The 25,036-nt window shown below is 69.5% G+C and carries 19 protein-coding genes; 12 read left to right on the top strand and 7 right to left on the bottom strand.

The window, feature by feature from the left end; translation table 11 throughout:
* Nucleotides 1-36 precede the first annotated feature (36 nt).
* The 3 genes from AC1MFL_RS04090 to AC1MFL_RS04080 form a co-directional block, all read right to left on the bottom strand.
* On the bottom strand, nucleotides 37-1,683 hold the full coding sequence (locus tag AC1MFL_RS04090; RefSeq protein WP_479813587.1) for an LCP family protein: 1,647 nt from the start codon (nucleotides 1,681-1,683) through the stop codon (nucleotides 37-39).
* Nucleotides 1,684-1,693: 10 nt separating this feature from the next.
* Nucleotides 1,694-2,218, bottom strand: a complete 525-nt coding sequence (purE, locus tag AC1MFL_RS04085; protein WP_479815299.1) for a 5-(carboxyamino)imidazole ribonucleotide mutase — start codon at nucleotides 2,216-2,218, stop codon at nucleotides 1,694-1,696.
* Between the two features lie 89 nt (nucleotides 2,219-2,307).
* The gene (locus AC1MFL_RS04080; protein WP_479815297.1) at nucleotides 2,308-3,456 is read right to left on the bottom strand and encodes a 5-(carboxyamino)imidazole ribonucleotide synthase; all 1,149 of its coding nucleotides are present in this window, start codon (nucleotides 3,454-3,456) and stop codon (nucleotides 2,308-2,310) included.
* 254 nt (nucleotides 3,457-3,710) lie between these two features.
* Here AC1MFL_RS04080 and AC1MFL_RS04075 point away from each other — a divergent pair, with 254 nt between their 5' ends.
* Nucleotides 3,711-4,304: a GtrA family protein gene (locus tag AC1MFL_RS04075; RefSeq protein WP_479813586.1), complete on the top strand. Its 594-nt coding sequence runs from the start codon at nucleotides 3,711-3,713 to the stop codon at nucleotides 4,302-4,304.
* Between the two features lie 85 nt (nucleotides 4,305-4,389).
* Here AC1MFL_RS04075 and AC1MFL_RS04070 read toward each other — a convergent pair whose 3' ends face one another.
* Nucleotides 4,390-5,094, bottom strand: coding sequence for a TIGR03089 family protein (locus tag AC1MFL_RS04070; RefSeq protein WP_479813585.1), 705 nt, complete (start codon nucleotides 5,092-5,094; stop codon nucleotides 4,390-4,392).
* A 349-nt stretch (nucleotides 5,095-5,443) separates the two neighbouring features.
* Here AC1MFL_RS04070 and AC1MFL_RS04065 point away from each other — a divergent pair, with 349 nt between their 5' ends.
* The 3 genes from AC1MFL_RS04065 to AC1MFL_RS04055 are packed head-to-tail and all read left to right on the top strand — an operon-like array spanning nucleotide 5,444 to nucleotide 11,164.
* A complete protein-coding gene (locus tag AC1MFL_RS04065) occupies nucleotides 5,444-5,986 on the top strand; it encodes a WhiB family transcriptional regulator (protein WP_479813584.1) in 543 nt (180 codons plus the stop codon).
* Nucleotides 5,986-9,384: a glycosyltransferase family 2 protein gene (locus tag AC1MFL_RS04060; protein WP_479815295.1), complete on the top strand. Its 3,399-nt coding sequence runs from the start codon at nucleotides 5,986-5,988 to the stop codon at nucleotides 9,382-9,384. Before AC1MFL_RS04065 ends, AC1MFL_RS04060 begins: the two co-directional genes overlap by 1 nt.
* On the top strand, nucleotides 9,377-11,164 hold the full coding sequence (locus tag AC1MFL_RS04055) for a DUF5719 family protein (protein ID WP_479813583.1): 1,788 nt from the start codon (nucleotides 9,377-9,379) through the stop codon (nucleotides 11,162-11,164). The genes AC1MFL_RS04060 and AC1MFL_RS04055 overlap by 8 nt, the downstream gene beginning before the upstream one ends.
* A gap of 100 nt (nucleotides 11,165-11,264) precedes the next feature.
* On the opposite strand, the gene AC1MFL_RS04050 is transcribed toward AC1MFL_RS04055, so the two are convergent.
* Nucleotides 11,265-11,801: a metallopeptidase family protein gene (locus tag AC1MFL_RS04050; RefSeq protein WP_479813582.1), complete on the bottom strand. Its 537-nt coding sequence runs from the start codon at nucleotides 11,799-11,801 to the stop codon at nucleotides 11,265-11,267.
* A gap of 106 nt (nucleotides 11,802-11,907) precedes the next feature.
* Between AC1MFL_RS04050 and AC1MFL_RS04045 the strand changes: the two genes are divergently transcribed.
* From AC1MFL_RS04045 to AC1MFL_RS04020, 6 genes are all read left to right on the top strand, one after another.
* Entirely contained in the window at nucleotides 11,908-12,297 is a 390-nt protein-coding gene (locus AC1MFL_RS04045; RefSeq protein WP_479813581.1) for a DUF3499 domain-containing protein, read from the top strand.
* Nucleotides 12,298-12,379: 82 nt separating this feature from the next.
* Nucleotides 12,380-12,658 carry a Trm112 family protein gene (locus tag AC1MFL_RS04040; RefSeq protein WP_479813580.1) on the top strand — a complete coding sequence of 93 codons (279 nt, stop codon included), beginning with the start codon at nucleotides 12,380-12,382 and terminating at the stop codon, nucleotides 12,656-12,658.
* 123 nt (nucleotides 12,659-12,781) lie between these two features.
* Nucleotides 12,782-14,269, top strand: a complete 1,488-nt coding sequence (gene ahcY, locus AC1MFL_RS04035) for an adenosylhomocysteinase (protein WP_479813579.1) — start codon at nucleotides 12,782-12,784, stop codon at nucleotides 14,267-14,269.
* A 193-nt stretch (nucleotides 14,270-14,462) separates the two neighbouring features.
* Nucleotides 14,463-15,689 carry a L,D-transpeptidase gene (locus AC1MFL_RS04030; protein WP_479813578.1) on the top strand — a complete coding sequence of 409 codons (1,227 nt, stop codon included), beginning with the start codon at nucleotides 14,463-14,465 and terminating at the stop codon, nucleotides 15,687-15,689.
* Nucleotides 15,690-15,841: 152 nt separating this feature from the next.
* Nucleotides 15,842-17,041, top strand: a complete 1,200-nt coding sequence (locus AC1MFL_RS04025; RefSeq protein ID WP_479813577.1) for a L,D-transpeptidase — start codon at nucleotides 15,842-15,844, stop codon at nucleotides 17,039-17,041.
* Nucleotides 17,042-17,233: 192 nt separating this feature from the next.
* Nucleotides 17,234-18,544, top strand: a complete 1,311-nt coding sequence (locus tag AC1MFL_RS04020; protein WP_479813576.1) for a TIGR01906 family membrane protein — start codon at nucleotides 17,234-17,236, stop codon at nucleotides 18,542-18,544.
* Between the two features lie 134 nt (nucleotides 18,545-18,678).
* Here the strand turns inward: AC1MFL_RS04020 and AC1MFL_RS04015 are convergent, their stop codons facing one another.
* Together AC1MFL_RS04015 and AC1MFL_RS04010 are read right to left on the bottom strand one after the other, a co-directional pair.
* Complete coding sequence (locus AC1MFL_RS04015) at nucleotides 18,679-20,508, bottom strand: AMP-dependent synthetase/ligase (RefSeq protein WP_479813575.1); 1,830 nt, start codon at nucleotides 20,506-20,508, stop codon at nucleotides 18,679-18,681.
* Between the two features lie 58 nt (nucleotides 20,509-20,566).
* Nucleotides 20,567-22,279, bottom strand: coding sequence for a dolichyl-phosphate-mannose--protein mannosyltransferase (locus AC1MFL_RS04010; protein ID WP_479813574.1), 1,713 nt, complete (start codon nucleotides 22,277-22,279; stop codon nucleotides 20,567-20,569).
* Between the two features lie 221 nt (nucleotides 22,280-22,500).
* Here AC1MFL_RS04010 and rsmI point away from each other — a divergent pair, with 221 nt between their 5' ends.
* Nucleotides 22,501-23,322: a 16S rRNA (cytidine(1402)-2'-O)-methyltransferase gene (rsmI, locus tag AC1MFL_RS04005; protein WP_479815293.1), complete on the top strand. Its 822-nt coding sequence runs from the start codon at nucleotides 22,501-22,503 to the stop codon at nucleotides 23,320-23,322.
* A 192-nt stretch (nucleotides 23,323-23,514) separates the two neighbouring features.
* Complete coding sequence (locus AC1MFL_RS04000; RefSeq protein WP_479813573.1) at nucleotides 23,515-25,014, top strand: NAD-dependent succinate-semialdehyde dehydrogenase; 1,500 nt, start codon at nucleotides 23,515-23,517, stop codon at nucleotides 25,012-25,014.
* Nucleotides 25,015-25,036: the final 22 nt, after the last annotated feature.

Raw genomic sequence — 25,036 nt, 5'->3', positions numbered from 1 at the left:
TACGGAAGCCTGCTGCGGAAAGATTCGTCACTGGAGCTAGAGCGGCGCGCACTGGCCGTTGGTGGCGACCAGGTCGCGGATGGACTGTTCATCGCCGTTGCGCTTGAACTGGTTCAGCATCTCCACCGTGATCGGCTCGCCGTCCGGCGTGGTGGTCACCGGAGTGAAGTCCGACGCCGACTCCGCCGGCTGGGTGCCGGGCTGGGTTTGCGGCAACGCGCCGGCTGCCGACAGCGGCCCGGGCGCCGCGTCCTGCTGGCGGATGCTGTCGTCCGCCGCGCCGGCCGCGGGGGCAGGCGCCAGCAGGGCATCGACCTTTTGGTGGATCTGGTCGAAGTCCGGGGTGGTCGAGAAGGACGCGTCGAAATCGGGCGGGCCGATGGTCAGCCGGCTCATTTCCTGGCCCTTGGCCTTCATCGCGAGGTCCACGAAGCTGCCGAGCTGGCCCGCGGAAACGTTGGACTCCACCACCTTGGTGCCGGCCTTGGCGATGTCCTCGAACTTGGCCAGCAGGGTGGCCGGATCCAGCTGCTTCAGCATGGCCTGCTGGACGCACTGCTGGCGCTGGATGCGGGCGTAGTCGTCGACGAACTCGCGCGAGCGGCCGTACCAGAGCGCGTGATAGCCGTCCATGGTCTGTTCGCCGGCGCGGATCCAGCCGATCGGCATGCCGTGGATGCCGTTGGCCTCGTCCACCGTGGGGCCGCTGAGCGGGACCCAGCCGCCGGCCTTGATCCGGATGCCGCCCATGGCGTCAATGAGTTTGGCAAAGCCCTCCATGTCCACCAGCACGTAGGCCTGGACCTTGATGCCCAGGGTCCCGGACACGGCTTCCATCGTGGCCTGCGCGCCCGGGTCCGCCACCCCGGGGTACAGGTCCTGGTGCTCGTTGGTGACCTCGGTGTTGATGGCGTTGATGAGGCATTCGTCGCCGCAGTTGTAGCCGTCGGGGTAGAGCTTGCGCATCGGGGAGCCTTCGCTGAACTGCGCGTTCTGCAGGTTGCGGGGCACTGAGATGATGGCGGTCTTGCCGGTCTTGGCGTCGACGCTGATGACCGAGAGGCTGTCCGGGCGCCGGCCGGTGCGGTCCGCCCCGGCGTCGCCGCCCATCATCAGGAAGTTGTACCGGCCCTCCGAGGGTTCCATGGTCGGACCGTTGGAGAAGATGTTGCCGATAGCGTCGCGGCTGACGTTGAGCAGGTACGCGGCGTAGCCCAGCGAACCGCTGCTGAGGACCATCGCCAGCACGAGAGTGAGGACGACGGCGGGGCGCACCCGGGGCGTCAGCAGCACGGGACGGATCAGCCGCAGGGTGTTCAGGAACAGGGCCGCCCAGCCGATCGCCAGTGCCGCGAGGCCGATGACGAGCAGCAGCGAGGTGACCGGTCCGGTGATCATGTTGATCAGCGTCGGCCGGGACACCACGAGCAGCACTGCCGCCAGGATGGCCAGCGCCCAGACCGTGAGCGTGACGCGCAGCGCCGTCCGCCCCAGCCGCCGGTTGCCGGCGACGATCTGGGCGCTGCCGGGCACCAGCAGTGTCATCAGGACCAGCAGGAAGGCGCGCTTGGTCAGGACCGGAGCAGCCGCTCCCGAGGGATGGCGGACAGGATCCGAGAGCGACGGCGCAGCCGTCCGGTTCCGGGGCTCCTGCTTACGGGCGGGGGCGTAACTGTTGGTCATCTGGCGATCCCTAACGGCTGCCCCGGGTGACGACGTTGGCGTCGGCAAAGACTTCGCTTACCTTCTGCCGCAGGGTCGCGCCCTTCCGGGTGGCAACGTCATTGAGTTCCTGGGCGAAGTCCAGCAGTTCGGCGCGGAGCCGGTCTGCGAGGGGATCCGTGCCGGAGGCGAGCATGCGGACTGCCAGAAGACCGGCGTTCCGGGCGCCGCCGATGGAGACGGTCGCGACCGGGACGCCGGCGGGCATCTGGACGATGGAGAGCAGGGAGTCCATGCCGTCGAGGGTCTTGAGCGGCACCGGCACGCCGATGACGGGCAGCGGTGTGACGGAGGCGAGCATGCCCGGCAGGTGGGCGGCGCCGCCGGCGCCGGCAATGATGACGCGCAGCCCGCGCCCGTGGGCCGTCTGGCCATAGCTGATCATTTCCAGCGGCATCCGGTGTGCGGAGACGACGTCGGCCTCAAAGGGGATGCCGAATTCTGCGAGGGCCTCGGCGGCGGCCTCCATCACGGGCCAGTCGGAGTCCGAACCCATCACGAGGCCAACGATCGGGGCGTCGGCGTCGGGCGCCGCCGCGAACCGGGGGTCCGTGGACTGTGCCGTGCTGCTGGTGTTGCTCGCGCTCATGCGTTCTCCTCGTGGGTTCCGCCTGTGGTGCGGGGACGGGCCCGTCCGTTCCGGATGATGTTCGCGACGGTGGTGGCGCGTTCCCGGACGGAGTCGACGTCGGCTACTGAACCGCCGACGAGGTTGACGTGCCCGATCTTGCGCCCCGGCCGGACGGCCTTGCCGTAACAGTGGACCTTGGCCGCCGGGTCGCTGGCCAGGGCTGCGGGGTAGGCGGAGAACAGATTCTGGTTCTCGCCGCCCAGGAAGTTTTTCATCACGACCACGGGGCCCAGCAGGTCCGTGGCGCCGAGGGGCAGGTTGAGGATCGCCCGGAGGTGCTGTTCAAACTGGCTCGTCACGGAACCGTCCTGCGTCCAGTGGCCGGTGTTGTGCGGACGCATGGCGAGTTCGTTGATCAGGAATCCAGTTCCCACGCCGGGGGTTTCGAACAATTCCACGGCCATCACGCCGGTGACGCCAAGCTCGCTGGCGATCCGGAGGGCGGCGTTCTCCGCCGCGGCCGCAACCTCCAGCGGGATGTCCAGGGCCGGGGCGATGACTTCGTCGCAGACTCCGTCGACCTGGATCGTGTGGACCACGGGCCAGGCCCGCGCTTCACCGTCCGGGGTGCGTGCCACCAGTGCGGAGAGTTCGCGGCTGAATTCCACCTTGGCCTCGGCCAGCAGCGGCGACATCGCTTCGAACCAGTCCGCGGTGTCCGCAGCGTCCGCCGCGGAATCCACGATCCGCACGCCCTTGCCGTCGTAGCCGCCGCGCGGGGTCTTCAGCACTACCGGCCATCCGGTGTCGTCGCCGAATGCGATCAGCGCGGCGACGTCGTCAACGGAGGCCCAGCGCGGGTTGGGCAGTTCGAGCCTGTCGATCGCCGCCCGCATCACGAGTTTGTCCTGGGCATGGACCAGCGCATCCGGTCCGGGGTGGACGTTGACGCCGGCCCGCTGCAGGGCACGGAGATGCTCCGTGGGGACGTGCTCATGGTCAAACGTCAGGACGTCCAGGCCGCGGGAGAACTCGAGCAAATGATCCAGGTCGGTGTAATCACCGACCGGGGCATTGGCCACGGCTGAGACGGCTGAGACGTCCTCACCTTCGGCAAGGACGCGGAGCTCAAAGCCCAGGGCGGTGGCCGCCGGGGCCATCATTCGGGCGAGCTGGCCGCCGCCAACAACACCGATCACAGGAAAAGTCACAAGCCCCAGCCTACCGAAAACCTCGCCCAATCCCGGCTTTTGGCAGTCCTGGTGCGGGGTCGCAAGGGTAATCCGGCGCTTTCCGGCGGGGTTTGACCCGGCGCAGCCGCGGCCTGCGAACCAGGCTCCGGGCGAGTTCCCGGCAAACGGCGCTAAAATGGGCAGTTGGCCCAAAGGCCGACAGTACAAGAGGGCCACGGAGGGTCATGATTACTACACTTACCGAGCGCATGCATGGGCTAGCCTCGCTCTTTTGGCGCGAAGTGGCCAAGTTCGGTGCGGTGGGCGGTGTTGCGTTCATCATTGACAACGGACTCACGTACTACCTGATGCACGGCCCGATGACCGACAGCGAGGCCAAGGCCCGGTTCGTCGGTGCCAGCATCGCAACCGTCTTCTCATGGATAGCGAACCGCTTCTGGACCTTCCGGCACCGCCGCCAGGACAATGTGCTGCGCGAGTTCGGGATGTTCATCCTGATCAACGGGATCGGGATCGGCATTTCCACCGGTTTCACCGCCCTGGCCAAGTACAGCTTCGGCGTCACGGACAAGAACATGCTGTTCGCTGCCGGTATTGTGGGCATCCTGGTCGCCACCGTGGTGCGCTTCTTCGCCTACCGGTTCCTGGTCTTCAACAAGGAACTCGACGATGAGCCGGAGTTCTCCCACGACCACGAGATCATTGAACGGCATCCGCACACCCAGCCCGGCGCAGCCGTGGGGGGTCGCGCCGTGGAGACCCGGGTCGTGGAGAGCCGGGCCGTCAAGGATCCGGAACTGCCGGGCCCGCCCGCCTAGGGGCTTCGTCCGCAGGATGTGTCCCGCTAGCCGGGAAGAACGTCCAGCCGCCCCGGGGCAGCTTTCAGCTGCCCCGGGGATGCGGTCAGCTGCCGCTGACCCGTTCGTCCGCGAGCAGCTTCTCCGTCACCGCGACGGCGGGGTGCACCAGCACCACGGACCCGTCGCTCTTCCAAGCACCCAGGGACTGGGCCAGGGCGTGCTCCAGCCCGTCGCCCGCCGGCACCAGCAGCCGCACACCTGTGCCATGCGAGGCGGCGAAGGATCCCAGCAGCTCCCCGTGCGTGTGCGCCGTCCCTGTTGCACCCAGGACGGCCCGCCGTGATGCTTCCGGATCCACGTGCGGCATAAAGACATCACCGTGGGAGCGCACCTCGGCGGCATAATCCACGACGCCGGTGGGCAGCTCGCCCGGCCACCGCATGGCCAGCGCCGGCAGCGCCACTGCCAGGACGGCATCGAAGGCTCCCTGCGCCGCCCCGGGGCCAGGATCGGCGGTTGCCAGCAGCTCGGCCTCGGCGTCGTCGAAGACAACCTCCATGCCGAGCTGCCAGGCGGCCAGGGCCAGGATCAGGGATTTCCAGTGGGCCGGCAGGTCCAGCCGAAGCCGTGTCCCGGGCTCGGCGTCGAGCTCGTCCTGCAGCAGGTTTCCGGTCTTTGCCACCCAGTTGTCCAGCACCCGGCCGGAGAGCTCCACCCGCTCGGACTCAGGCCCGTACCAGGTGAGCCGGGGGGAGGTGGACTGGCCGGACCGCAGGGCTGTCATCAGTTCGATTGCCGGAATGCTCATGGTTTCATCTTGCCACGGCGTCGGGGTGTGATCTCCGTCATACGCGTCCCGGGGGCGGCCGGGCTCCGCCCCCGGCCCGTGTGGAGAAGTTCCGCGGAAATTCAGGAAAAATTCTGCAAACTGCTCAGCACCCTGATTATTCCGCGTGTTCTTCGGGCCGGGGCGGAAAAATCCCGGGCGTGGCGTGCCCCGGATTTGCGGATTGGGTTGATTATTATCTCCGCCTTGGCTTGACTCCCGGATACTTACACACGTGTAATTAGGTATCGAAAGCCAATGTGCAGAAACCGGCACTCAACCGAGTGTCCAAGGGTCTGTCTAAGGCTGCAAAATCAGAGAGGAAACGCCAATGGGGCTAGCAGAGCGTATCCATGAAGAGGCCGTCGTTGCTGGGCAGGCCACGGCCAAATACCGTTCACGCGGAGTGCCGAGCGACTGGTATGTAGATCCGGCAGATCCGGACGCGGCCGAACGCTACAACGAACACACCAAGGACTCGCTGCAGGACCAGGCGACCGCCTTCCTCGCGGCGCACGACGAACTTCTGTCCGGTTCCGACCAGGACAACGATCTCCACGACCCGCCGATGGAACTCCAGACCCTACATGCCGGCACCACCGCGCAGCCGGTATGGATCGGATTGCCCTCCCAGCAGGACTTCGACGATGAAGGCGAGCTGGGCTGGCAGACGGACGCCCTCTGTGCACAGACTGACCCGGAGGCATTCTTCCCCGAGAAGGGTGGCTCCACCCGCGACGCCAAGAAGGTCTGCGGTGCATGCAACGTCCGCTCGCAGTGCCTCGAATACGCTCTGTCCAACGACGAGCGTTTCGGAATCTGGGGTGGCCTCTCCGAGCGCGAGCGGCGCCGGCTTAGGAAGCGAGCAATCTAATTCTTCAGGAAGTACGAGTCACCGCCGTCGTGGTTTCCCACGACGGCGGTGATTTTCTCCCCAGGACCCTCGCTGCGCTGGCGGCTCAAACCCGGCCAGCGGACACCTGCATCGGGGTTGACACCGGTTCCCGCGACAATTCCGCGGCCCTCCTCGAGCAGGCCTTCGGCACAGCCAACGTCACCATGTTCGACCAGACCCGCAGCGGCATGGGCGCAGCCGTGCAGGCAGGCCTCAGCGCCCTCGCGCCCTGGGGCGACGGCGGCATGCCCGGCAGCGGCCGGGCCGCCGGCCCGGCGGCTGAGTGGATCTGGCTGCTGCATGACGACGCGGCCCCTGCTCCCGAGGCCCTCGCCGAGCTGCTTCAGGCCGTGGAACGGGCGCCGTCCGTCACCGTGGCCGGCTGCAAGCAGCTGGACTGGCATTCGGAACGCCGTCTGATCGACGTCGGGCTCTCCACGAGCCGCTGGGCCGAGCGGCTGACGCTCATCGAAGCCGACGAGCTCGACCAGGGACAGTACGACGGCCGAAGCGATACTTTTGCAGTCAATTCTGCCGGCATGCTTGTCCGCCGTGACGTCTGGGAGGACCTCCGCGGCTTCGACCCGGCCCTGCCCGGCAGCGGCGACGACGTCGACTTCTGCTGGCGGAACCGGCTGGCAGGACACCGTGTGGTGGTGGTCCCCGGAGCCAGGATGTTCCACGTCTCGCACCGCCCGCACGCCCTGGGCAACGCGACGGCGGCCCGGAAGGCCCAGGTGTACCTCAGGCTCAAGCACGCCCCCGCCTGGAAGGTGCCGCTGCACGCGGCCGGCGCCCTGCTGGGCAGCCTCTTCAAACTGGTCCTGAGCATTGCGGTCAAAGATCCGGGGCACGGCTTCTCGCAGCTCTTGGCAACATTCGGCGCTCTCGGACGCCCCGCGGCAGTGATCCGGGGGCGGCGGAACGCTGCCCGGACGCGCCGCATCCGGCGCTCCGTGATCAAGGGGCTGCAGACCCCGCGGCGGGAGGTCTGGGCCCACCGCCGCTCCCTGATGGAAGCCCTCGGCGCGGACGACTCCGGGGACAGCCCGGCCGGGAACGACCCGCTGGCCGAACAACCTTCCGGCGACTCGGCCGACGACTTCGCCGCACTCACCACCACCGAGCGGGGCTGGGTCGGCAACGGCGCGCTGCTCGCGATCCTGATCACCACGGCGGCCTCCCTGATCGGCCTGCTGAGCCTTTTCCGGGTCGAGGCCGTCTCCGGCGGCGCGTTGATTCCGGTCTCGCTGCGGCTGGGTGAGATCTGGAACCATGCCTCCGGCTGGTGGATCACCCTCGGCGCCGGACTTCCCGGCCACGGCAGCCCCTTCGGCTACGTCCTGTGGGTGCTGGGCGTGCTCGGTGCCGGCAACGCCAACGGTGCCCTCGGCTGGCTGCTGCTTCTCGCCATGCCCCTCTCCGCCCTCGGCGCCTGGTTCGCCGCTGGTGCCCTGACGCAGCGCCGGCGTCTCCGCCTGGCCGCCGCCCTCATCTGGGCCGCCGCGCCGGCCCTGCAGGTTGCGCTCAACCAGGGACGCGTCGGGGCGCTGCTGGTCCACGTCATGATGCCGCTGCTGGTGCTGGCCCTGCTGCGTGCCACCGGCACTGCCGCGGGACGCGGACGCTACGCCGTTCCGGCACCGGGGGAGCGCCGCTTCACCGAGGCGCCCCCGATCAAGCCCGGGGTCAACGGCACCGCCTCGTGGACTGCTGCGGCGGCCGCCGGCATGGCACTGGCCGTCGTTACCGCATCCGCGCCGTCCCTGCTGCTCCCCGCCGTCGTCCTCGTGGCACTCTGCGGGACCCTCCTGGGCCGCCGCGGACGCACCGTCTGGTGGGCGCTGCTGCCCAGCCTCGCGCTGTTCGTGCCGTTCCTGGCCTCCACCATCGACCGGCCCCGGGCCCTGCTCGCGGACCCCGGCCTGCCGCTGGGCTTTGACGCCGCACCGCTGTGGCAGCAGGCCCTGGGCCAGCCGCTGCGCTTCGCGGCCGACGGCGGTCTCACCGGCCTGCCACTATTCGGCGCAGACTCGTCCGTGCCCTGGGCGCTCCTGCTCGCCCTGCTGATCGGTCTGCCCGTCCTGCTTCTGGCGGTGGCGGCACTGTTCCTGCCGGGCCGGTCGGCGCGGACTGCCCGCGCCCTCTGGACCGCGGCACTGCTGCTGCTGGCCGGCGGCTGGCTCAGCGGCCAGGTGGCCACCGGAGCCAGCGCCAGCGTCCTGGTCACTCCCTTCACGGGACCCGCCGTATCGGCCGCGGCCTTCGTCATCCTTGGCGCGGCACTGATCGGCGCGGCGGGCCTGCTGGACTCCGGAGACCGGGCCGACGCCGCAACGGTGGGCCGCAGGATTCTGGTCCGCACCACCGCCGTCACGGCCATGGTCCTCCTGCTGGTGGGCCCGCTTGCGGGCCTGACGGTGTGGGCGGCGCAAAACCTTGCGCCGCAGGCCACCCCGGCCATCCCGGAAGCCTCCGGTTCCGGGATGCCCGGCACGGGTTCCCTTGGCGCCCTGCGGCTGGTGCAGCCAGCCGAGTCCCGGACCCTCCCGGCGACGGCCATTGACCGCGGCGAGGGGCCGGAACAGGCCCGCACCCTGATCATTTCCACCGGCGAAAACGAAACGTATGACGCCGCGCTGATGCGCGGTGCCGGCACCACGCTCGACGGACTGTCCACCATCGCCGCCGCCCGCCCGATCATGGGTGCGCCGGGGCAGGAAACCGTCCGGGACGACGACGCCGTTGCGGCGTCCGTGCGCAGCGTCGTGGCCACCATCGTGGCCGGCCAGGGCGTCGATCCCCGCGCGGAACTCGAGCAGCTCGGCGTCGGCTTCGTGGTGCTGCGGGCCGCAGACACCGCCGCGCAGCTGACGGCGAGCCGGATGGACGCGGTCCCCGGGCTCGTCGCCGTCGGCAAGACCGATGTCGGCTGGCTCTGGCGGATCAGCCCCCTGAACCAGCCGGTGATCCAGGCCGCCGACGTCGCGCACCGCGTCCGGATCGTCGACGGCGCGGGTGCCACCGTCGGACTGATCCCGTCCCAGCCGGTATCCGCCGATGCCGCGGTGCCCGCGGGGCCGGAAGGCCGGCTCGTGGTGCTGGCGGAACGCGCCGATCCGGGCTGGAGCGCCTGGCTCGACGGCCGGCGCCTCACCGCCACCACCTCCGGCTGGGCACAGGCCTTCACCCTGACCGCGCAGGGCGGCCAGCTCAGTATCCGCTACGAGGCGCCGTGGGCCATCTGGACCGGCGTTGCACAGGCCGTCATCATTGGCCTGACCGCCCTGCTAGCCATCCCCATGCCTGCCCGTCGGCCGAACACCGGCCTCTCCAGGGACGAAGGCTCCCTGCGTAAGGAACATCAACATGCCTAGGGACGACACCCCCGCGAACGACGCCACCGTCACACCCGACGACGGCGGCAGCCCTGCCACCGTCACACCAGAGGACGACGGGAGCCTCGCCGCCGTCACACCCGACGACGGCGGGAGCCCCGCCGGGCCGCCGCCGACGCAAACCGGCCGGCCCGTGCGCGGGGCGGCCGGGGCGCGGCTGCCCCGGCTGAAGGCAGGTCCGCGCGCCGGGCGGCTGGCCGGTGTCCTGTCCGCCGTCGTCCTCGTCGCGGCCGGCGGCGGACTCGTGTCCGCCGCGGCACTGACCCCGCAGGGCCCGGGCAGCAGCCGGCCCGTTGCGGCCCCGCTGACGGCGGTCCCCGCCGGCAGCAGTCTCGGCGTCTGCCCGGGACCGGCACGTCTGCTCGACGGCGCCCCCGTGGGCAACGATCCGCAGTTCAGCCCGGAGTCCGCCACCGCCAGGAGCGACGTCAACGCCCTGGTGCTGGGTTCCGGTGCCGGCGTCCTGCCCGGCAGCAGGCTCGCCTCGCTCACCGGCAGCACTCTGGTCGAAATTGCCAAGGCCCCGCCGGCCTCCGACAGCACGGCCACGCCCAGGCCCGCAGGCGCGGTCCCGACGGCCGGCGTGCTCTCACGGCGCAGCGTCGACGCCGCGACGGTCCTGAGCGCCGATGCACAGGCCGACCACCAGGCCTCCGCGGGGGCCGTCATGCGTTACGCGGCCGAGGACGGGGACCTCCGTGGTTCCGCGGCCACTGCCTGCCAGCAGCCCGCCAACGATCTCTGGCTTGTGGGCGCCAACACCGCGCTGGGCCGGACGGCCGTGCTGAACCTCAGCAACGCCTCCAGCAGCCCGGCCACGGTCAGCCTCGAGCTCTTCGGAGCCAAGGGCCCGATCCAGGCTCCGGGCAGCCGCGGCCTCCTCGTCGCGCCGGGCACCACCCGCTCCGTCATCCTGGCCGGCCTCGCCCCGGGCCAGGAGCGGCTCAGCGTCCGGGTGCGCAGCGCAGGCGGCCCGGTGGCCGCGGTCATCCAGCAGAGCGTGCTGCGCGGGCTGACGCCCGGCGGCGTCGAGTTCATCGCCGCTGCCGCGGCTCCGGCCCTCCGCCAGGTGGTTTCCGGGGTCGACATCCAGGATCCGGCCGCACTGGCGGACCTCACGGGCAAAACCGGCTTCTCAGATGCGGGACCGGCCCTGCAGATCACCGTGCCCGGGCCCGCCGACGCTGTCGTCTCGATCAAGCTGTTCGGACGGGACGGCCAGAAGGCCCTGCCCGGCGGCGGAGTGGTCACGGCCAAGGCCGGGTCCGTCACCGAGGTTCCGCTGTCCGGTGTGCCGGCCGGGCCCTACACCGTCGCTGCCAGTTCCGACGTCTCCTTTACGGCGGCGGCGCGTGTGACCCGGGGCCTCAAGGCCGAGGAGGCCACCGACTTCGCCTGGTCGGCGGCCTCGGCGCGGCTGGGCAGCCAACACGTTGTCCCCGTCCCCGGCTCGGGGGAGCGCTACCTCATTTTCGGCGCCCCCGACGGCCGGGCCACGATTTCCTATACGCCGATCACGGCCGACGGCAAGGTCCGCGCAGCCGCGGCCGCCGACATCGCAGGCGGCACCACGACTTCCATCAAGGTCCCGGCCGAGGTCGAGGGCTCGCCGCTCGTCGGCTACCTCGTGTCCGCCGCCGGGGAACCCGCCTACGGCGCGGTGCTGCTGCAGGAGGATGGCAGGCAGGATGTCTCGACGATGGCCATTGCCCCCGGGGCGTCGGGCCAGGAGCAGGTCCCGGTCACCCTCGGCTACTGATCTCCGGGCCACTGACCGGGCCCGGCGGCGCTGTTCCGCCGGCCGTCCCGTCCCGGGGGCCGGGCCGCGGAGGGCCGGCGGCGCTGTCAGGGAAACGGCCCTAGTAGCGGCGGCGGTAGACCGGGTCCAGTGACTCCGGCGGCACACCGAGCATCTCGGCGGTGTACTCCACCACGACGTCATGGACCAGGTCCTGGAGTTCCTCGCGGCTGCCGCAGGCCTGCTCGACAACGCGCCGGTACACCGTGATCACCGGCCCCTCGTCCGGCGTGGCGGGGGAGTATGCGCCCATCGGGGCGACGGTGCGGTCCGCCACCAGCTGTTCGAGTCCGGGCGGGATCTCGTCGACGGCGAAGCGGACGCCGTCCAGCGGCTTGCCCCAGATGTCATGCAGCCGTTCGGCCGAGTCCAGCACGAAGTCGTCGAAGCGGTCCGAGCGGGTGCGGTAGCCGGGCAGCGTGGGCAGCATCAGTTCGCCGCGGAGCCCCCGGCCGTGCCGGTTCCTCCGCCGCTGGCGGAAGCTCCGTGGCGCCGTGGCGCGCGCGGAACCGTCCGGTGTGGAACCGGCGTCGTGACGTCCGGCGTCCGGGTCAGCCAATCGGACCGTAAAACCCGGATCTTGGTGCGGTGACTGCATATCTCGACTCTAAACCCGGCGAATCGTTTACGCGAGACGGGCCGCGCGACCCGCCGCCAGCGCGTCGCACGGCGTCCGGCGGCCCGGGGGAGTAGTCTGTGATGTCGTGGGTGCCATTCGTCTTTGTTCAAGGTCAGCCTGCCGCAATTCAGCGGTGGCAACTTTGACGTACGTCTACGCCGACTCCACCGCAGTCCTGGGGCCGCTGGCCACCTACGCCGAACCGCACTGTTACGACCTGTGTGAACAGCACGCCGGATCCCTGACCGTCCCGCGCGGCTGGGAAGTGCTCCGGCTGGCCATGCCGGCCACCCCTGCAGGCCCCGGACCCGATGACCTCGCCGCCCTTGCGGACGCTGTCCGGGAGGCGGCCACCCGGCCCGCCGCACCGGAATCCGGCCAGGGCCAGCGCGGGGTCCACCCGACCCTGGCAGCGCCGGCCGCGGCCGAGGGCGCCCGCCGGGGGCATCTGCGCGTGCTGCGCGAACCGTCCTAGGCTGCAACTGGCGGTAGGCTGGAAACTGCAAAATCCGTAAGCCACCGGCGCCTGCTGCGGCGTCCACCAGGGAGCGTTCACCATGCCGAAGATCAGTCCGGAACTGTTGTCTGTCCTGAGATGCCCCGTCACCGGCTCACCCCTGGTGCAGGACGGCGAGGAACTCGTCACCACGACGGCCGGCCCCTCCGGAGAGAAGCTGCGCTACGCGATCGAGGACGGCATCCCGCTGCTGCTGCCGCCGGAACTCCTCCCCGCCGCCGCTGCGGCGCCTGCTTTCCAGCACGACGGCGCCCTGCCCGGCGCCGGCCAGGCTGAGCCGGGCCAGGACGACGCCGGATCCCGGCACAACGCCGGCTAGGCTGCCGGCCCATCGCTTCGCCGTTCGGCACCGAAGTACTTCACAGCCACCGATAAGCACGTTCACCTTCGTCACAGGCAGCCAGGTCCCGGACCTGCCCGCCGGCCACAGCAAAGGATTCATATGACTCTCGATTACAAGATTGCGGACATCTCCCTGGCCGAGGCGGGCCGCCACCAGATCCGCCTCGCCGAGCACGAAATGCCCGGCCTGATGTCACTGCGCGAGGAGTTCGGCGCCAGCCAGCCGCTCAAGGGCGCCCGGATCGCAGGGTCGCTGCACATGACAGTGCAGACCGCCGTGCTGATCGAGACGCTCACCGCGCTCGGTGCCGGGGTCCGCTGGGCCTCCTGCAACATCTTCTCCACCCAGGACGAAGCCGCCGCCGCCGTTGTGGTCGGCAACGGCACCGTCGAGGACCCCCAGGGTGTTCCCGTGTTCGCCTGGAAGGGCGAGACGCTGGAGGAATACTGGTGGACCGCGGAGCAGATCCTGACCTGGCCCGGCGCCGACGCCAACCCGGACCTCGGCCCGAACATGATCCTGGACGACGGCGGAGACGCCACGATGCTGGTCCACAAGGGCGTCGACTTCGAGGCCCTTGGCGCCGTCCCGGCCACCGCCGATGACGAGTCCGAGGAAGGCCGGGTCTTCCTGGAGGTGCTGCGCGCCTCGCTGCAGGCTGATCCGCAGAAGTGGACCCGGATCGGCTCCCGGCTGCTGGGCGTCACCGAGGAAACCACCACCGGCGTGCACCGCCTCTACCAGCTCGCGGAGCAGGGCAAGCTGCTGTTCCCGGCCATCAACGTCAACGACTCCGTCACCAAGAGCAAGTTCGACAACAAGTACGGCATCCGGCACTCCCTGCCCGACGGCATCAACCGCGCCACCGACGTCCTGATGGGCGGCAAGGTCGCCGTCGTCTGCGGTTATGGCGACGTGGGCAAGGGCGCGGCGGAGGCCTTCCGCGGCCAGGGTTCCCGAGTCATCGTGACCGAGATCGATCCCATCTGCGCGCTCCAGGCAGCCATGGACGGCTACCAGGTCGCGAAACTGGAATCCGTCCTCGGCGAGGGCCACATCTTCATCACCACGACCGGCAACAAGGACGTCATCATGGCCGAGCACATGGCCGGGATGCGCGACAAGGCGATCGTGGGCAACATCGGCCACTTCGACAACGAGATCGACATTGCCGGGCTGTCCCGGATTCCCGGCATCAAGAAGGTTGAGATCAAGCCGCAGGTGCACGAGTGGGTCTTCGGGGCGGACCCGGCCACCGGAGAGGGCAGCCGTTCCATCATCGTGCTGTCCGAAGGACGCCTGCTGAACCTCGGCAACGCCACCGGACACCCGTCCTTCGTGATGAGTAACTCCTTCGCCAACCAGACGATCGCGCAGATCGAGCTTTTCACCAAGCGCGACCAGCCGGAGGGGGAGCGGGAGTATGAAAAGCAGGTCTACGTGCTGCCGAAGATCCTCGACGAGAAGGTCGCCCGGCTGCACCTCGACGCCCTTGGCGTTGAACTGACCGAGCTGTCGAAGGAGCAGGCCGAGTACCTGGACCTCGAGGTTTCCGGCCCGTACAAGCCGGACCACTACCGCTACTAGAAACCGTGTACCGCTACTAGAAACCGTGCCGGCGGGCTGCCACCACGGCAGCGGCACCGGCAGGTGACTGCGAAAGAGGGCTCCGGCTTGCGTCCGGGGCCCTCTTCGTGACCTGATCGTGGCTGGCCCGGGGCCGGGCGCCGCGGAAATTCACTTATGCTTTCAAGGTAACGTCTGGAAGGACCCGAGAATCGTGAACGCCCCGAAAAGCCGGCGCACCGGCCGCAAACTCGCCCTGCTCGGAGCAGTCTGCGCTCTGGCCGCGGCCGGCGGAGTGTTCGCGGCGGGCCCCGGGATGGCCCACGCCTCCTTCGCGTCCGAGTCGGTCTCGCCGGAACGGTCGACGCCGGGACTCGCCTTCCCGGTGGTGGCCCTCGCCCAGCTCGACGTCGCCCCGGCGGACGGTTCCAAGCAGGTCAACCCGGCCGCGCCCGTGACCCTGAAGGTCAAGAACGGCCGCATCGACCGCGTGGCGCTCACCAGCGGTTCCGGCGACGCCGTGGACGGAACCCTCAGCGCAGATGCCTCCAGCTGGACGGCGGCCGCACCGCTGAAGTTCAACACCCGCTACAGCTACACGTTCTCCGTGGTGGACGCCGCCGGCCGCAAGAGCAGCACCACACGCAGCTTCACCACGGTCTCCACCGCCAACGAAGCCGACGCCGCCATCTACCCGCTGGACGGCATGAAGGTCGGTGTGGCGCAGCCGCTGCAGATCACCTTCAGCGAGCCCGTCCTGAACCGGGACGCCGTCGAGAAGGCCATCAAGATCAGCTCCACCTCCGGCCAGGCCGGCGAGTTCCACTGGTTCAGCAACACCATGGTCCGGTACCGTCCGGAAAACTTCTGGACCGCGAACAGCACTGTCACGATGGACCTGCAGCTCTTCGGAGTCGATCTTGGCAACGGGCAGATCGGCAACTTTAACAAGCTGGTCACCGTCCACATCGGCGACAAGAAGGTCGCCGTCGCGGACGCGGCGGCCCACACCTTCACGGCCAGTGTCAATGACCAGCAGGTCGGCCAGTGGCCCGCGACCATGGGCGACACACGCTTCCCCTCGGCCCGCGGGTATCTCGTCTTCATGGAGAAATACCGGGTGGAACACATGGACGCCTCCACGATCGGGCTCAAGCCGGGTGACCCGGCCTATTACGGCCAGCTCGATGTCAATTACGCCACGCGGTTGACCCCGAGCGGGGAGTTCATCCACCAGGCCACGGACTCCGCGATGCCGTTTCTGGGCAAGGCAAACCTCTCCCACGGCTGCGTGGGACTGGGTCCGGACGGTGCGTCATGGGTCTTCGAGAACATGACGAGCGGTGACGTGGTGCAGGTGGTCAACACCGACGGCGACTTCGCCGCCGTGGACGACGGCTTCGGGGACTGGAACATCCCCTGGGCGCAGTACGCCAACTGAGCCCAGGCCGCGGACAGCCCCGCGAAGGGCGGACAATCCACTTGGGGGACAAGATAATGGACGAGATAGTGAGGAAACCCGGCGCGGCGCGCCGGGGCGGGGACCCAGCAGGCCGGCCGCAGCCACGCAGAGGCCGCCGGACCAGCGGGAGGATGTTGGGGGTGCTGGCACTCTGCGCCGCCGTCGGTGCCGGCGGGATCGGCATCGCAACGGCGCCCGGCCGGGCCGAGGCGGAAATCCCGTCAGAATCAGCGGCGCCGATGCGGAATGTCGCCGGCCTCGCCGCCCCCGTGGTGAAGCTCGTGGAACTCGCAGTGACCCCGGCCGACGGCGCCAAGGCCGTCAACCCCGCCGCCCCGCCCTCGGTCAAGGCGGTCAACGGGGTCGTTAAGGACGTCGTGCTGGTCCCGGCCGCCGGGGGCGGCCGCGTCCCGGGGACCACCAGCCCGGACGGCTCGACCTGGACCGCCGGGGATCCCCTGGAATTCGACACGAAGTACAAGTTCACTTTCACCCTCGTGGACGGGGCCGGACGCGAGACCCGGACGGCCCAGACCTTCGCCACCGTCGCCAAAGCCCACGAAGCGGACGCCGCCGTGTATCCGCTCAACGGCACCACGGTCGGCGCCGGCCAGCCCATCGAGATTGTCTTCAGCGAGCCGGTGCTGGACAAGGGGGCGATGGAGAAGGCCGTCGCCGTCAGCTCGTCCTCCGGCCAGGCTGTGGCGTGGCGCTGGTATTCGGACCGCCGTGTCCGGATCCGCCCCGAAACGTTCTGGGCCGCCAACAGCGGGATCACCGTGGACCTGCAGCTTTTCGGCGTCGACTTCGGCAACGGGATGATCGGCAACGCCGACACCAAGGTTTCCTTCAAAGTGGGGCCGCAGCGCCTCGCCGTCGTTGATGACATCACCAAGACTATGAACGTGTACTTCGACGGCCAGCTGGTCCGGACCGCGCCGGTCACGCTGGGGGACGCCGACTGGCTCTCACCCACCGGTTTCGCCGTCATCATGGAGCAGGAACGCAACTCCAGGTTCAACGCCGGCAGCATCGGGCTCAAGCCCGGCGACAAGGGCTACTACCCGCCCCTGACCGTGGAGTACGCCAACCGGCTCACCAGCTCCGGAGTGTACGTACACCAGGCGCTCGAATCGGCGTGGCGTGTAGTGGGCAAGTCGAACGTCTCGCACGGCTGCGTCGGCCTTCTCCCGGCGGACGCCGCCTGGTTCTTCAACAACATGAAGACCGGCGACGTCGTCCAGACCCTCAACACCGGGGCCCCGGCTGTGGAACCGCTCGAAGGCTTCGGCGACTGGAACATCCCCTGGGCACAGTACGCCAAGCGCTGACCGGGCGGCCCGGGCCCGCCGGCTGCACCCCGGTCGCCTGAGTCCCGGCTGATTCCCGGTCCGCTGATTCCCGGTCCGCTTCGGGGTGGCACCTCGCCCACTCCGAGGCTCTGGCGGTAGGCTCGGAGGCAGAAGAAGTAGCGTTGCCGGGCCCCGCCCGGGAGCGCGGACGCCTACGGAAGCGAAGCCGCAGTGACTGACTCAAGTCCCACCCCTCCGAACCGACAGGATCCGCAGCTGGATCCGCCCGATGACGCTGACGAACCCGCCTTCGACTGGATGAAGCCGAGCACCACGGACAAGCGTTCCGCCGCGGCCTCCGACCGCGCCCCCGGGAGTGGTGCCGGCGGTACCGCCCCGGAACCCCCGCCTCGGACTGACAGCACCCCCGAATCCTCCGCGCCGGACCCGGCCTGGCGCCAGGCCGGCAGCCGCGCCGACCGCAAGGCCGCGGAAGCCGCCGTCGAACCGACCCCGCAGGAAAACGGCGCGCACTTCAGCGAACCGCTGCCCACCTCGGCGCTGCAGATCCGTCCCCCGGAGGAGGAAGTGCGGCGCCGGAACGCCGAACGTGAACACGCGGCGAACGCCAAACCGGTGGCCCCGCGCGTGATGCAGGTCCTGCTCGCCGTCTGCTTCCCGGTCATCCTGCTGGTGCTGGCCGTCCGGGCCGTCGCCAGCCCCCTGTTCCTCTGGGTGGAGTACAACCGCCCCGGTTTCCCGGGAGACGGCTACGGCTTCAACACCGACGACCGTATGACCTACGGCTCCTATGCCGTGGACTACCTCAGCAACTGGGCCGGACCGCGGTACCTTGGCGAGCTCGTCAACCGCAGCGGCGACAAGCTGTTCGGGGGCGGCGAAGTCAGCCACATGGCCGACGTTAAGCTCGTCATCCTGTCCACCTTCGGCGCGGGCCTCGTGCTGATCCTGCTCAGCCTGATCGCCGTCATCTACCTGCGGCGCCGGAGCCCCGGGGGAGTGCGGCGCGGGCTGTTCGCCGGGTCCATCATCACCCTCGTGGTCATCCTCAGCCTCGGCGTACTGGCTGTGCTCGGCTGGGAACAGTTCTTCGCCGAGTTCCACAGCATTTTCTTCGCCAGCGGCACCTGGACGTTCTCGCTGCAGGACACCCTGATCCGGCTTTTCCCGGCCCAGTTCTGGGTGGACGGCGGGATCGTGATCGGCGGCCTGGTGCTGGTCACCTCGCTCGTCACCCTGATCCTTACCTGGCCGACGCGCAAGCGCCGCGGGCTGCCGAAACGCGGCGCAGCGGCAGTTGACCCGGCCGGGGACGAAACCACCGACGCTGACCCGATTGATGCTGAGACCGCGGGCGCTGTCCCGGCCAAGCGGTCGCTCTTCCGCCGGGACAAGGCCGGCGAAGCGGCTGCCGCGGCTGCCTCCGAACCGGATTCAGCTGCCGGGAGCTCCACAACCACCGGGTCGCCGGACACCGGATCGCATGACACCCCGACGCGGGGATACTCCAGCACCTTCTAGGCACACCGCAAACCGGCGTCTGACAGGCAGCAGAAGCGGCCGGCACTGCGGTGGAGGCCGCTTCTCTGCGTGTCCTCTGCGCCTAAACTCCGTGTGTGCCCTCCGCACCTCCCCGGTGGGACATCGGCAGAGGATCAGCCGTAGATGCGGTTGATCTGCGCTTCGAAGTCACGCACGACGGCGGCGCGCTTGAGTTTGAGCGACGGCGTCAGGTGCCCGGATTCCACCGTGAAGTCGGCGTCCAGCACCACGAAGCTGCGGATCGACTCGGCCTGGGAGACGAGCGCGTTCGCCTCGTCCACGGCACGCTGCAGGGCGTTGCGGACCAGGGCGTCGCGGCTGGCTTCGGCGGGGCTCATCGCGGCAATCTTCTGCACGGCGCACCAGCTTTCCAGGCCCTCGGGGTCCAGATTGATCAGGGCTGAGACGAACGGCCTGCCGTCCCCGATCACCACGGCCTGCAGGACGAGTTCGTGCTCGCGGATCTTCTCCTCGAGCGGCCCGGGGGCGACGTTCTTGCCGCCGGCGGTGACGAGCAGGTCCTTCTTCCGGCCGGTGATGGTCAGGAAACCGTCGCTGTCCAGGGACCCGAGGTCGCCGGTGCGGAAAAACCCGTCCACGAACGCCTCCGCATTGGCTGCGGCGTTGTTGTGGTAGCCCTTGAAGACCCCGATGCCCCTGACCAGGATCTCGCCGTCCTCCGCGACCCGGATGGTGGTTCCGGGCACCGGGATGCCCACCGTGCCCACTTTGGTCCGCGTCGGGGTGTTGGCGGTGCACGGTGCCGTGGTTTCGGTGAGTCCGTAGCCTTCCAGGACCGGGATGCCTGCACCGCGGAAGAAGTGCGCGTCGTGGGGGCTGAGCGGGCTGGCACCGGAGACCGTATAGCCCAACTGGCCGCCGAAGGCCTGCCGCAGCTTGGGGTACAGCAGCCGGTCGAAAAGGGCGTGCTTGGCGCGGAGCACGGCGCCGGGGCCCGTCCCGTTGCCCCGGGCCGCGGCGTCGAGGGCCTTCGAGTATTCGATGGCGGCGGCGGCTGCCAGGTCGAACAAACGCTGCTTCCCCGCCAGGGCCGCCTTGCGGGCGGCACCGGCGTAGACCTTCTCGAAGATCCGGGGCACCACGAGCAGGAAGGTGGGCCGGAAGCTGGCGAGGTCCTCAAGCAGTTCCTTGGCGCTGGCGGAGTGGCCCAGGGTGGTCCCGGCGCTCAGGCAGATCACCTGGACGGCGCGGGCCAGGACGTGGGCCAGCGGGAGGAACATCAGGGTCCTGGAGCGGGGCTGCAAAAGGATTTCGGGCAGGAACAGCACGATGTTCTTGGCGACGAGGGCGAAATTCCCATGCGTGATTTCGCAGCCCTTGGGCCGGCCGGTGGTGCCGGAGGTGTAGACGAGCGAGGCTACGTCCGCGAGTCCGGCGGCGGACCGGTGCCGTTCCAGCTCGGCGTCGCCGACTCCGGCGCCCGCCGCGGCCAGGCTGGCGAGGTTCGGTGCCGCGCCGTTGTAGTCCATCCGCACCACGGGGAGCACGGTGGCGCCAAGCAGGGATGCGCCGTCCAGGACCTCCCGGAGCAGGCCGGCCTTCGCCTCGTTCTCCGCGAAGATGCGCAGGGCGCCGGAGTCGTGCAGGATCCATTCGATCTGGCTGGCCGAGGACGTTTCGTAGATGGGGACGGTAACGCCGCCGGCGAACCAGATGGCAAAGTCCACCACGGTCCACTCGTAGCGGGTGCCGGACATGACCGCCACGGTTTCCCCCGGGGTGATGCCGCCGGCAATCAGGCCCTTGGCCAGTGCCCGGACCTGGTCCAGGAACTGCTGTGCGGTGACATCGGCCCAGCCGGCCGGTCCTTTGCGGGAGTAGAGCGCATGCACGGGATCCTTGGCGTGCTGTTCCAGGAGCAGGTCCGTCACGTTGCTGCCCGGGTCGAGCTCGACGAGCAGTGCGGTGCTTGCTTCTCTCACGACCGTTTCTCCGTTCCGGGTCCGCCTGGCGGTGGTGGACGTCCCCTGCAATCCTGCCCTAGATCCAGGACGGCATCCACATCCGGAACCGCCAATCCTGGTAGGAGATGGTCTCGGCGGTCCAGATCGGATAGAAGAACGCCGACACAACGACGGCGGTGACCACAAAGAGGGCCACGAGGTAGAGCCCGGAACGCCGCCGCCACAGCTGATCGGTGCGCTGCCCCAGGACGAGTCCCAGGCAATACACCAGGGCCAGCACCAGGAAAGGTTCGAAGGACACGGCGTAGAAGTAGAACATGGTGCGCTCCGGGTACAGGAACCAGGGAAGGTACCCGGACGCCACCGCGGCCAGGACCGCCCCCGCACGCCAGTCGCGCCGCCCGGCCCACCAGAACAGCAGGACGCCCAGGCAGACGGCGGCGGCCCACCAGATCAGCGGGTTGCCGACGGAGAGGATCGCCGTCGTGCAGCTGGCCGTGTCGCACCCCGGACTGCCCTGTTTGGGGGATTCGTAGAAGAACGACGTGGGCCGTCCGAGCACCAGCCAGCTCCAGGCGCTGGCCTCGTAGGGGTGCTCGGCGCTGAGCCCCTGGTGGAACTTGTAGGCCTCCAGGTGGTAGTGCGCCAGGGACCGGACGGCATCCGGCAGCCAGCCCCATTCCGCCGACGGAACGGTTTCGGCCCAGTGCCGGAAGTAGGCGTTTGTGGAGCGGAACCAGCCGGTCCACGTGGCGGCATACACCAGGGCGGCCACCGGGACGATGCTGAGGAAGGCCGGAACCCCGTCCTTGAGGATCCCGCCGCTGATCCAGCCATGGATCCCCGCGATGCGCCGCGCGCTCAGGTCCCAGAAGACCGTCAGCAGCCCGAAGCCGGCCAGGAAGAACAGGGCGGACCATTTCGTGCCGACAGCCAGTCCCAGGCACACGCCGGCCGCGATCCGCCACCAGCGGATCCCCAGCCAGGGGCCGGACGCCAGCTGGAGCAGTCCGGGCCGTCCGTCCGGGGAGGCGGCGGCTTGCCGGCCGAGCCGCGCGGCGAGCCGGCGCCGGCCGTCGTCGCGGTCCATCAGCAGGGCGCCGAACGCGGCAAGGACCCAGAACATCAGGAAGATGTCCAGCAGGGAGGTCCGGGACATCACCAGGTGGTGGCCGTCCACCGCCAGCAGCAGGCCCGCCACCGCCCCGAGCGTCAGGGAGCCGAAGAGCTTCTGGGCGATCAGGGCCAGCAGGAAGATGGACAGTGTGCCGGTCAGGGCCGCTCCGAACCGCCAGCCGAAAGGATTGTCCGGGCCGAAGAGCCACATGCCGGCGGCGATCATCCACTTGCCGACCGGCGGGTGGACGACGTACTCGGGCGAGTCGAGCAGCACGCCGGGATTGCCGGCGGCAAAGGCGTCATTGGCCTTCTCCGGCCAGGCCCGCTCGTAGCCGCTGACCAGCATCGAGTAGCCGTCTTTGACGTAATAGGTCTCGTCGAAGACCAGGCTGCGCGGCGTGTCCAGCCGGACGAAGCGGAGGATTCCGCCCAGGGCCGCGGTGATGGCCGGAATGAGCCAGAACCACAGCCGGAGTGAGGGCGGATAGTCCCGCCAGCTCTGGATGCTGCCGATCAGGCGGTCCCGGAGGGCTTCGGGGGTGAACGCCTCCGCCGGGCGGCTGACCCAGCGGTGCCCCTCCAGGTTGCGTCCGGTGCTGGTGGCTGGGGGCGCCGAACCGGTGGGACCGGTCTCGACAGGCCGCGTGGGGGTCTGCGTCACGTTGCCCATGCTACCTTTCGCGGCTGTGGCCGCTGGCCAGGTGGTCAGCCCCGCCGTCCGCCCGCGCCCTGTGCCAGTAGGCTGGTCGTGTGGATCCTAAACTCAGCACTGCCCCGAATCTTCCCAGCGATGGCGCGGCCGCGCCGGACGACGTCGGGGACGGCGCAGGTCCCGGGCCCGAGGAAAGCCCCGCGGCGCCGGCCGTCGCGCCACGCGGCGGCCCCGGCCGGATCGTGCTGGCGGCGACCCCCATCGGGAACGTCGGAGACGCCACCTACCGGCTGATCGAACTGCTGACCACGGCGGACATCGTCGCCGCGGAGGACACCCGGCGGCTGCACCGCCTCGTCCAGAACCTGGGCATCACCGTGGCCGGCCGGATCATCAGCTACCACGAGCACAACGAAGCCGCCAAGACCGGCGAACTCCTGGACCAGGTACGCGCCGGCAAGACCCTCGTCATGGTGACCGACGCCGGCATGCCGTCCGTCTCGGACCCCGGCTTCCGCCTGGTCGAAGGGGCCGTGGCCGCCGGGCTGACGGTCACCGCCGCCCCCGGACCTTCCGCCGTGCTCACCGCCCTCGCGCTCTCCGGCCTGCCGACCGACCGCTTCTGCTTCGAGGGGTTCCTGCCGCGCAAGGCCGGGGAACGGTCCTCCCGGCTCGCGGACCTCGACGCCGAGCGGCGCACCATGGTCTTCTTCGAGGCCCCGCACCGGCTCGAACCCATGCTCCGGGCCCTGCGCGAGCGGTTCGGTGCGGACCGGCATGCCGCGATCTGCCGGGAACTGACGAAGACCTACGAGGAGGTCATCCGCGGCACCCTGCGCGAACTGCTGGAGTGGGCCGAGTCCAGCGAGGTGCGCGGCGAGATCGCCGTCGTTGTGGGCGGCGCCCCGGAACGGGAACCGGGCAAGCCGGAAGACCACGTGGCCGACGTCAACGCGCTCATGGCGCAGGGTATCCGGCTGAAGGAAGCCGTCGCGGCCGTGGCGGAGGACGCCAAGGTCAGCAAGCGGGAACTCTACTCCGCGGTGCTTGCCGCCCGGTAGCAGGGCCGGCCCCGGCCGGAACATCCGCTGTGCAGCTGCACAGCGGATCCGGTACGACGTAGTGCGGGCATGCGTAGACAGTCCGGAGAGCACGGCAGTACCGTGGCAGTAAATCAGCACCTGTTGAGTGTGAACTCGGGCAGTGCTGAACCCAATCCCATTCACCCCGAATCGCTGACGAGGGAGTCAACCGTGACTGTAACTGCCCAGCCCATTGTTACCGCAGAGCGTGAAAGCGCCCTGCTGGCCTCTGTTCCCACCGGTCTGCTGATCGGCGGCCAGTGGCGTCCGGCCGCGTCCGGGAAGACCTTCGACGTGGAGGACCCCTCGACGGGCAAGGTCCTGCTGAGCATCGCCGACGCCGGCCCCGAGGACGGCGCCGCTGCCCTGGACGCGGCGGCCGCCGCGCAGGAGTCCTGGGCGAAGGTCCCCGCGCGGGAGCGCGGCGAGATCCTGCGCCGGGCCTTCGAGCTCGTCACCGCACGCGCCGAGGACTTCGCACTGCTGATGACCCTGGAAATGGGCAAGCCGCTGGCCGAGGCCCGCGGCGAGGTCACCTACGGCGCCGAGTTCCTGCGCTGGTTCTCCGAGGAAGCCGTCCGGGCCTTCGGCCGCTACTCGGTCTCCCCGGACGGGAAGTCCCGGCTGCTCGTGACGAAGAAGCCGGTGGGCCCGTGCCTGCTGATCACGCCGTGGAACTTCCCGCTGGCCATGGCGACCCGCAAGGTCGCCCCCGCCGTCGCCGCGGGCTGCACCATGGTGCTGAAGTCAGCGAACCTGACCCCGCTGACCTCCCAGCTGTTCGCCGCCGTGATGATGGAGGCCGGGCTGCCGGCCGGGGTGCTGAACGTCATCCCCACCTCCACTGCCGGCGCCACCACGGGTCCGCTGATCAAGGACTCCCGGCTGCGCAAGCTTTCCTTCACCGGTTCCACCGAGGTCGGCCGCCGGCTGCTCGCCGATGCCTCCGAGAACGTGCTGCGGACCTCGATGGAACTCGGCGGCAATGCCCCGTTCGTGGTGTTTGAGGACGCCGACGTCGACGCCGCCGTCGCCGGGGCCATGCTGGCGAAGCTGCGGAACATGGGCGAGGCCTGCACGGCCGCGAACCGGTTCATTGTGCACGAATCCGTCGCCGACGAGTTCGCGGAGAAGTTTGCCGCGAAGATGGCGGACATGACCACGGCCCGCGGCACCGAGGCGGCCTCCAAGGTCGGCCCGCTGATCGATGCGAAGAGCCGTGACAAGGTCCACGAGCTCGTCTCGGATGCCGTGTCCGCCGGTGCGGTCGCGGTCATCGGCGGCGCCGCTGTCGAGGGCCCGGGCTACTTCTACCAGCCCACCATCCTCAAGGGCGTCACCGAGGGGACACGGATCCTGTCCGAGGAAATCTTCGGTCCCGTCGCCCCGATCATCACCTTCTCCTCCGAGGATGAGGCGGTCCGGCTGGCGAACAACACCGAGTACGGCCTGGTCGCCTACGTCTTCACCCGGGACCTCAACCGCGGCATCCGGATGGGCGAACGCCTCGAGACCGGCATGCTGGGCCTGAACGCCGGGGTCGTCTCCAACGCGGCGGCACCCTTTGGCGGGGTCAAGCAGTCCGGCCTGGGCCGTGAAGGCGGCCTCGAAGGCATCGAGGAATACCTCTACACCCAGTACATCGGCATCGCAGACCCCTACGCCGGCTAGGAACCATCCCGGCCGGAGCTGC

Source organism: Arthrobacter sp. BG3 (genome assembly GCF_056680185.1).
The sequence above is the reverse complement of the archived record's forward strand: the minus strand, read 5'-3'. Positions and strand labels throughout refer to the sequence as shown.

What these genes read in the sequence shown, in the direction of transcription:
- AC1MFL_RS04090 (WP_479813587.1), bottom strand. Translation starts at nt 1,683, where the DNA reads ATGACCAACAGTTACGCCCCCGCCCGTAAGCAGGAGCCCCGGAACCGG.
- purE (WP_479815299.1), bottom strand. Translation starts at nt 2,218, where the DNA reads ATGGGTTCGGACTCCGACTGGCCCGTGATGGAGGCCGCCGCCGAGGCC.
- AC1MFL_RS04080 (WP_479815297.1), bottom strand. Translation starts at nt 3,456, where the DNA reads ATGATGGCCCCGGCGGCCACCGCCCTGGGCTTTGAGCTCCGCGTCCTT.
- AC1MFL_RS04075 (WP_479813586.1), top strand. Translation starts at nt 3,711, where the DNA reads ATGATTACTACACTTACCGAGCGCATGCATGGGCTAGCCTCGCTCTTT.
- AC1MFL_RS04070 (WP_479813585.1), bottom strand. Translation starts at nt 5,094, where the DNA reads ATGAGCATTCCGGCAATCGAACTGATGACAGCCCTGCGGTCCGGCCAG.
- AC1MFL_RS04065 (WP_479813584.1), top strand. Translation starts at nt 5,444, where the DNA reads ATGGGGCTAGCAGAGCGTATCCATGAAGAGGCCGTCGTTGCTGGGCAG.
- AC1MFL_RS04055 (WP_479813583.1), top strand. Translation starts at nt 9,377, where the DNA reads ATGCCTAGGGACGACACCCCCGCGAACGACGCCACCGTCACACCCGAC.
- AC1MFL_RS04050 (WP_479813582.1), bottom strand. Translation starts at nt 11,801, where the DNA reads ATGCAGTCACCGCACCAAGATCCGGGTTTTACGGTCCGATTGGCTGAC.
- AC1MFL_RS04040 (WP_479813580.1), top strand. Translation starts at nt 12,380, where the DNA reads ATGCCGAAGATCAGTCCGGAACTGTTGTCTGTCCTGAGATGCCCCGTC.
- ahcY (WP_479813579.1), top strand. Translation starts at nt 12,782, where the DNA reads ATGACTCTCGATTACAAGATTGCGGACATCTCCCTGGCCGAGGCGGGC.
- AC1MFL_RS04025 (WP_479813577.1), top strand. Translation starts at nt 15,842, where the DNA reads ATGTTGGGGGTGCTGGCACTCTGCGCCGCCGTCGGTGCCGGCGGGATC.
- AC1MFL_RS04010 (WP_479813574.1), bottom strand. Translation starts at nt 22,279, where the DNA reads ATGGGCAACGTGACGCAGACCCCCACGCGGCCTGTCGAGACCGGTCCC.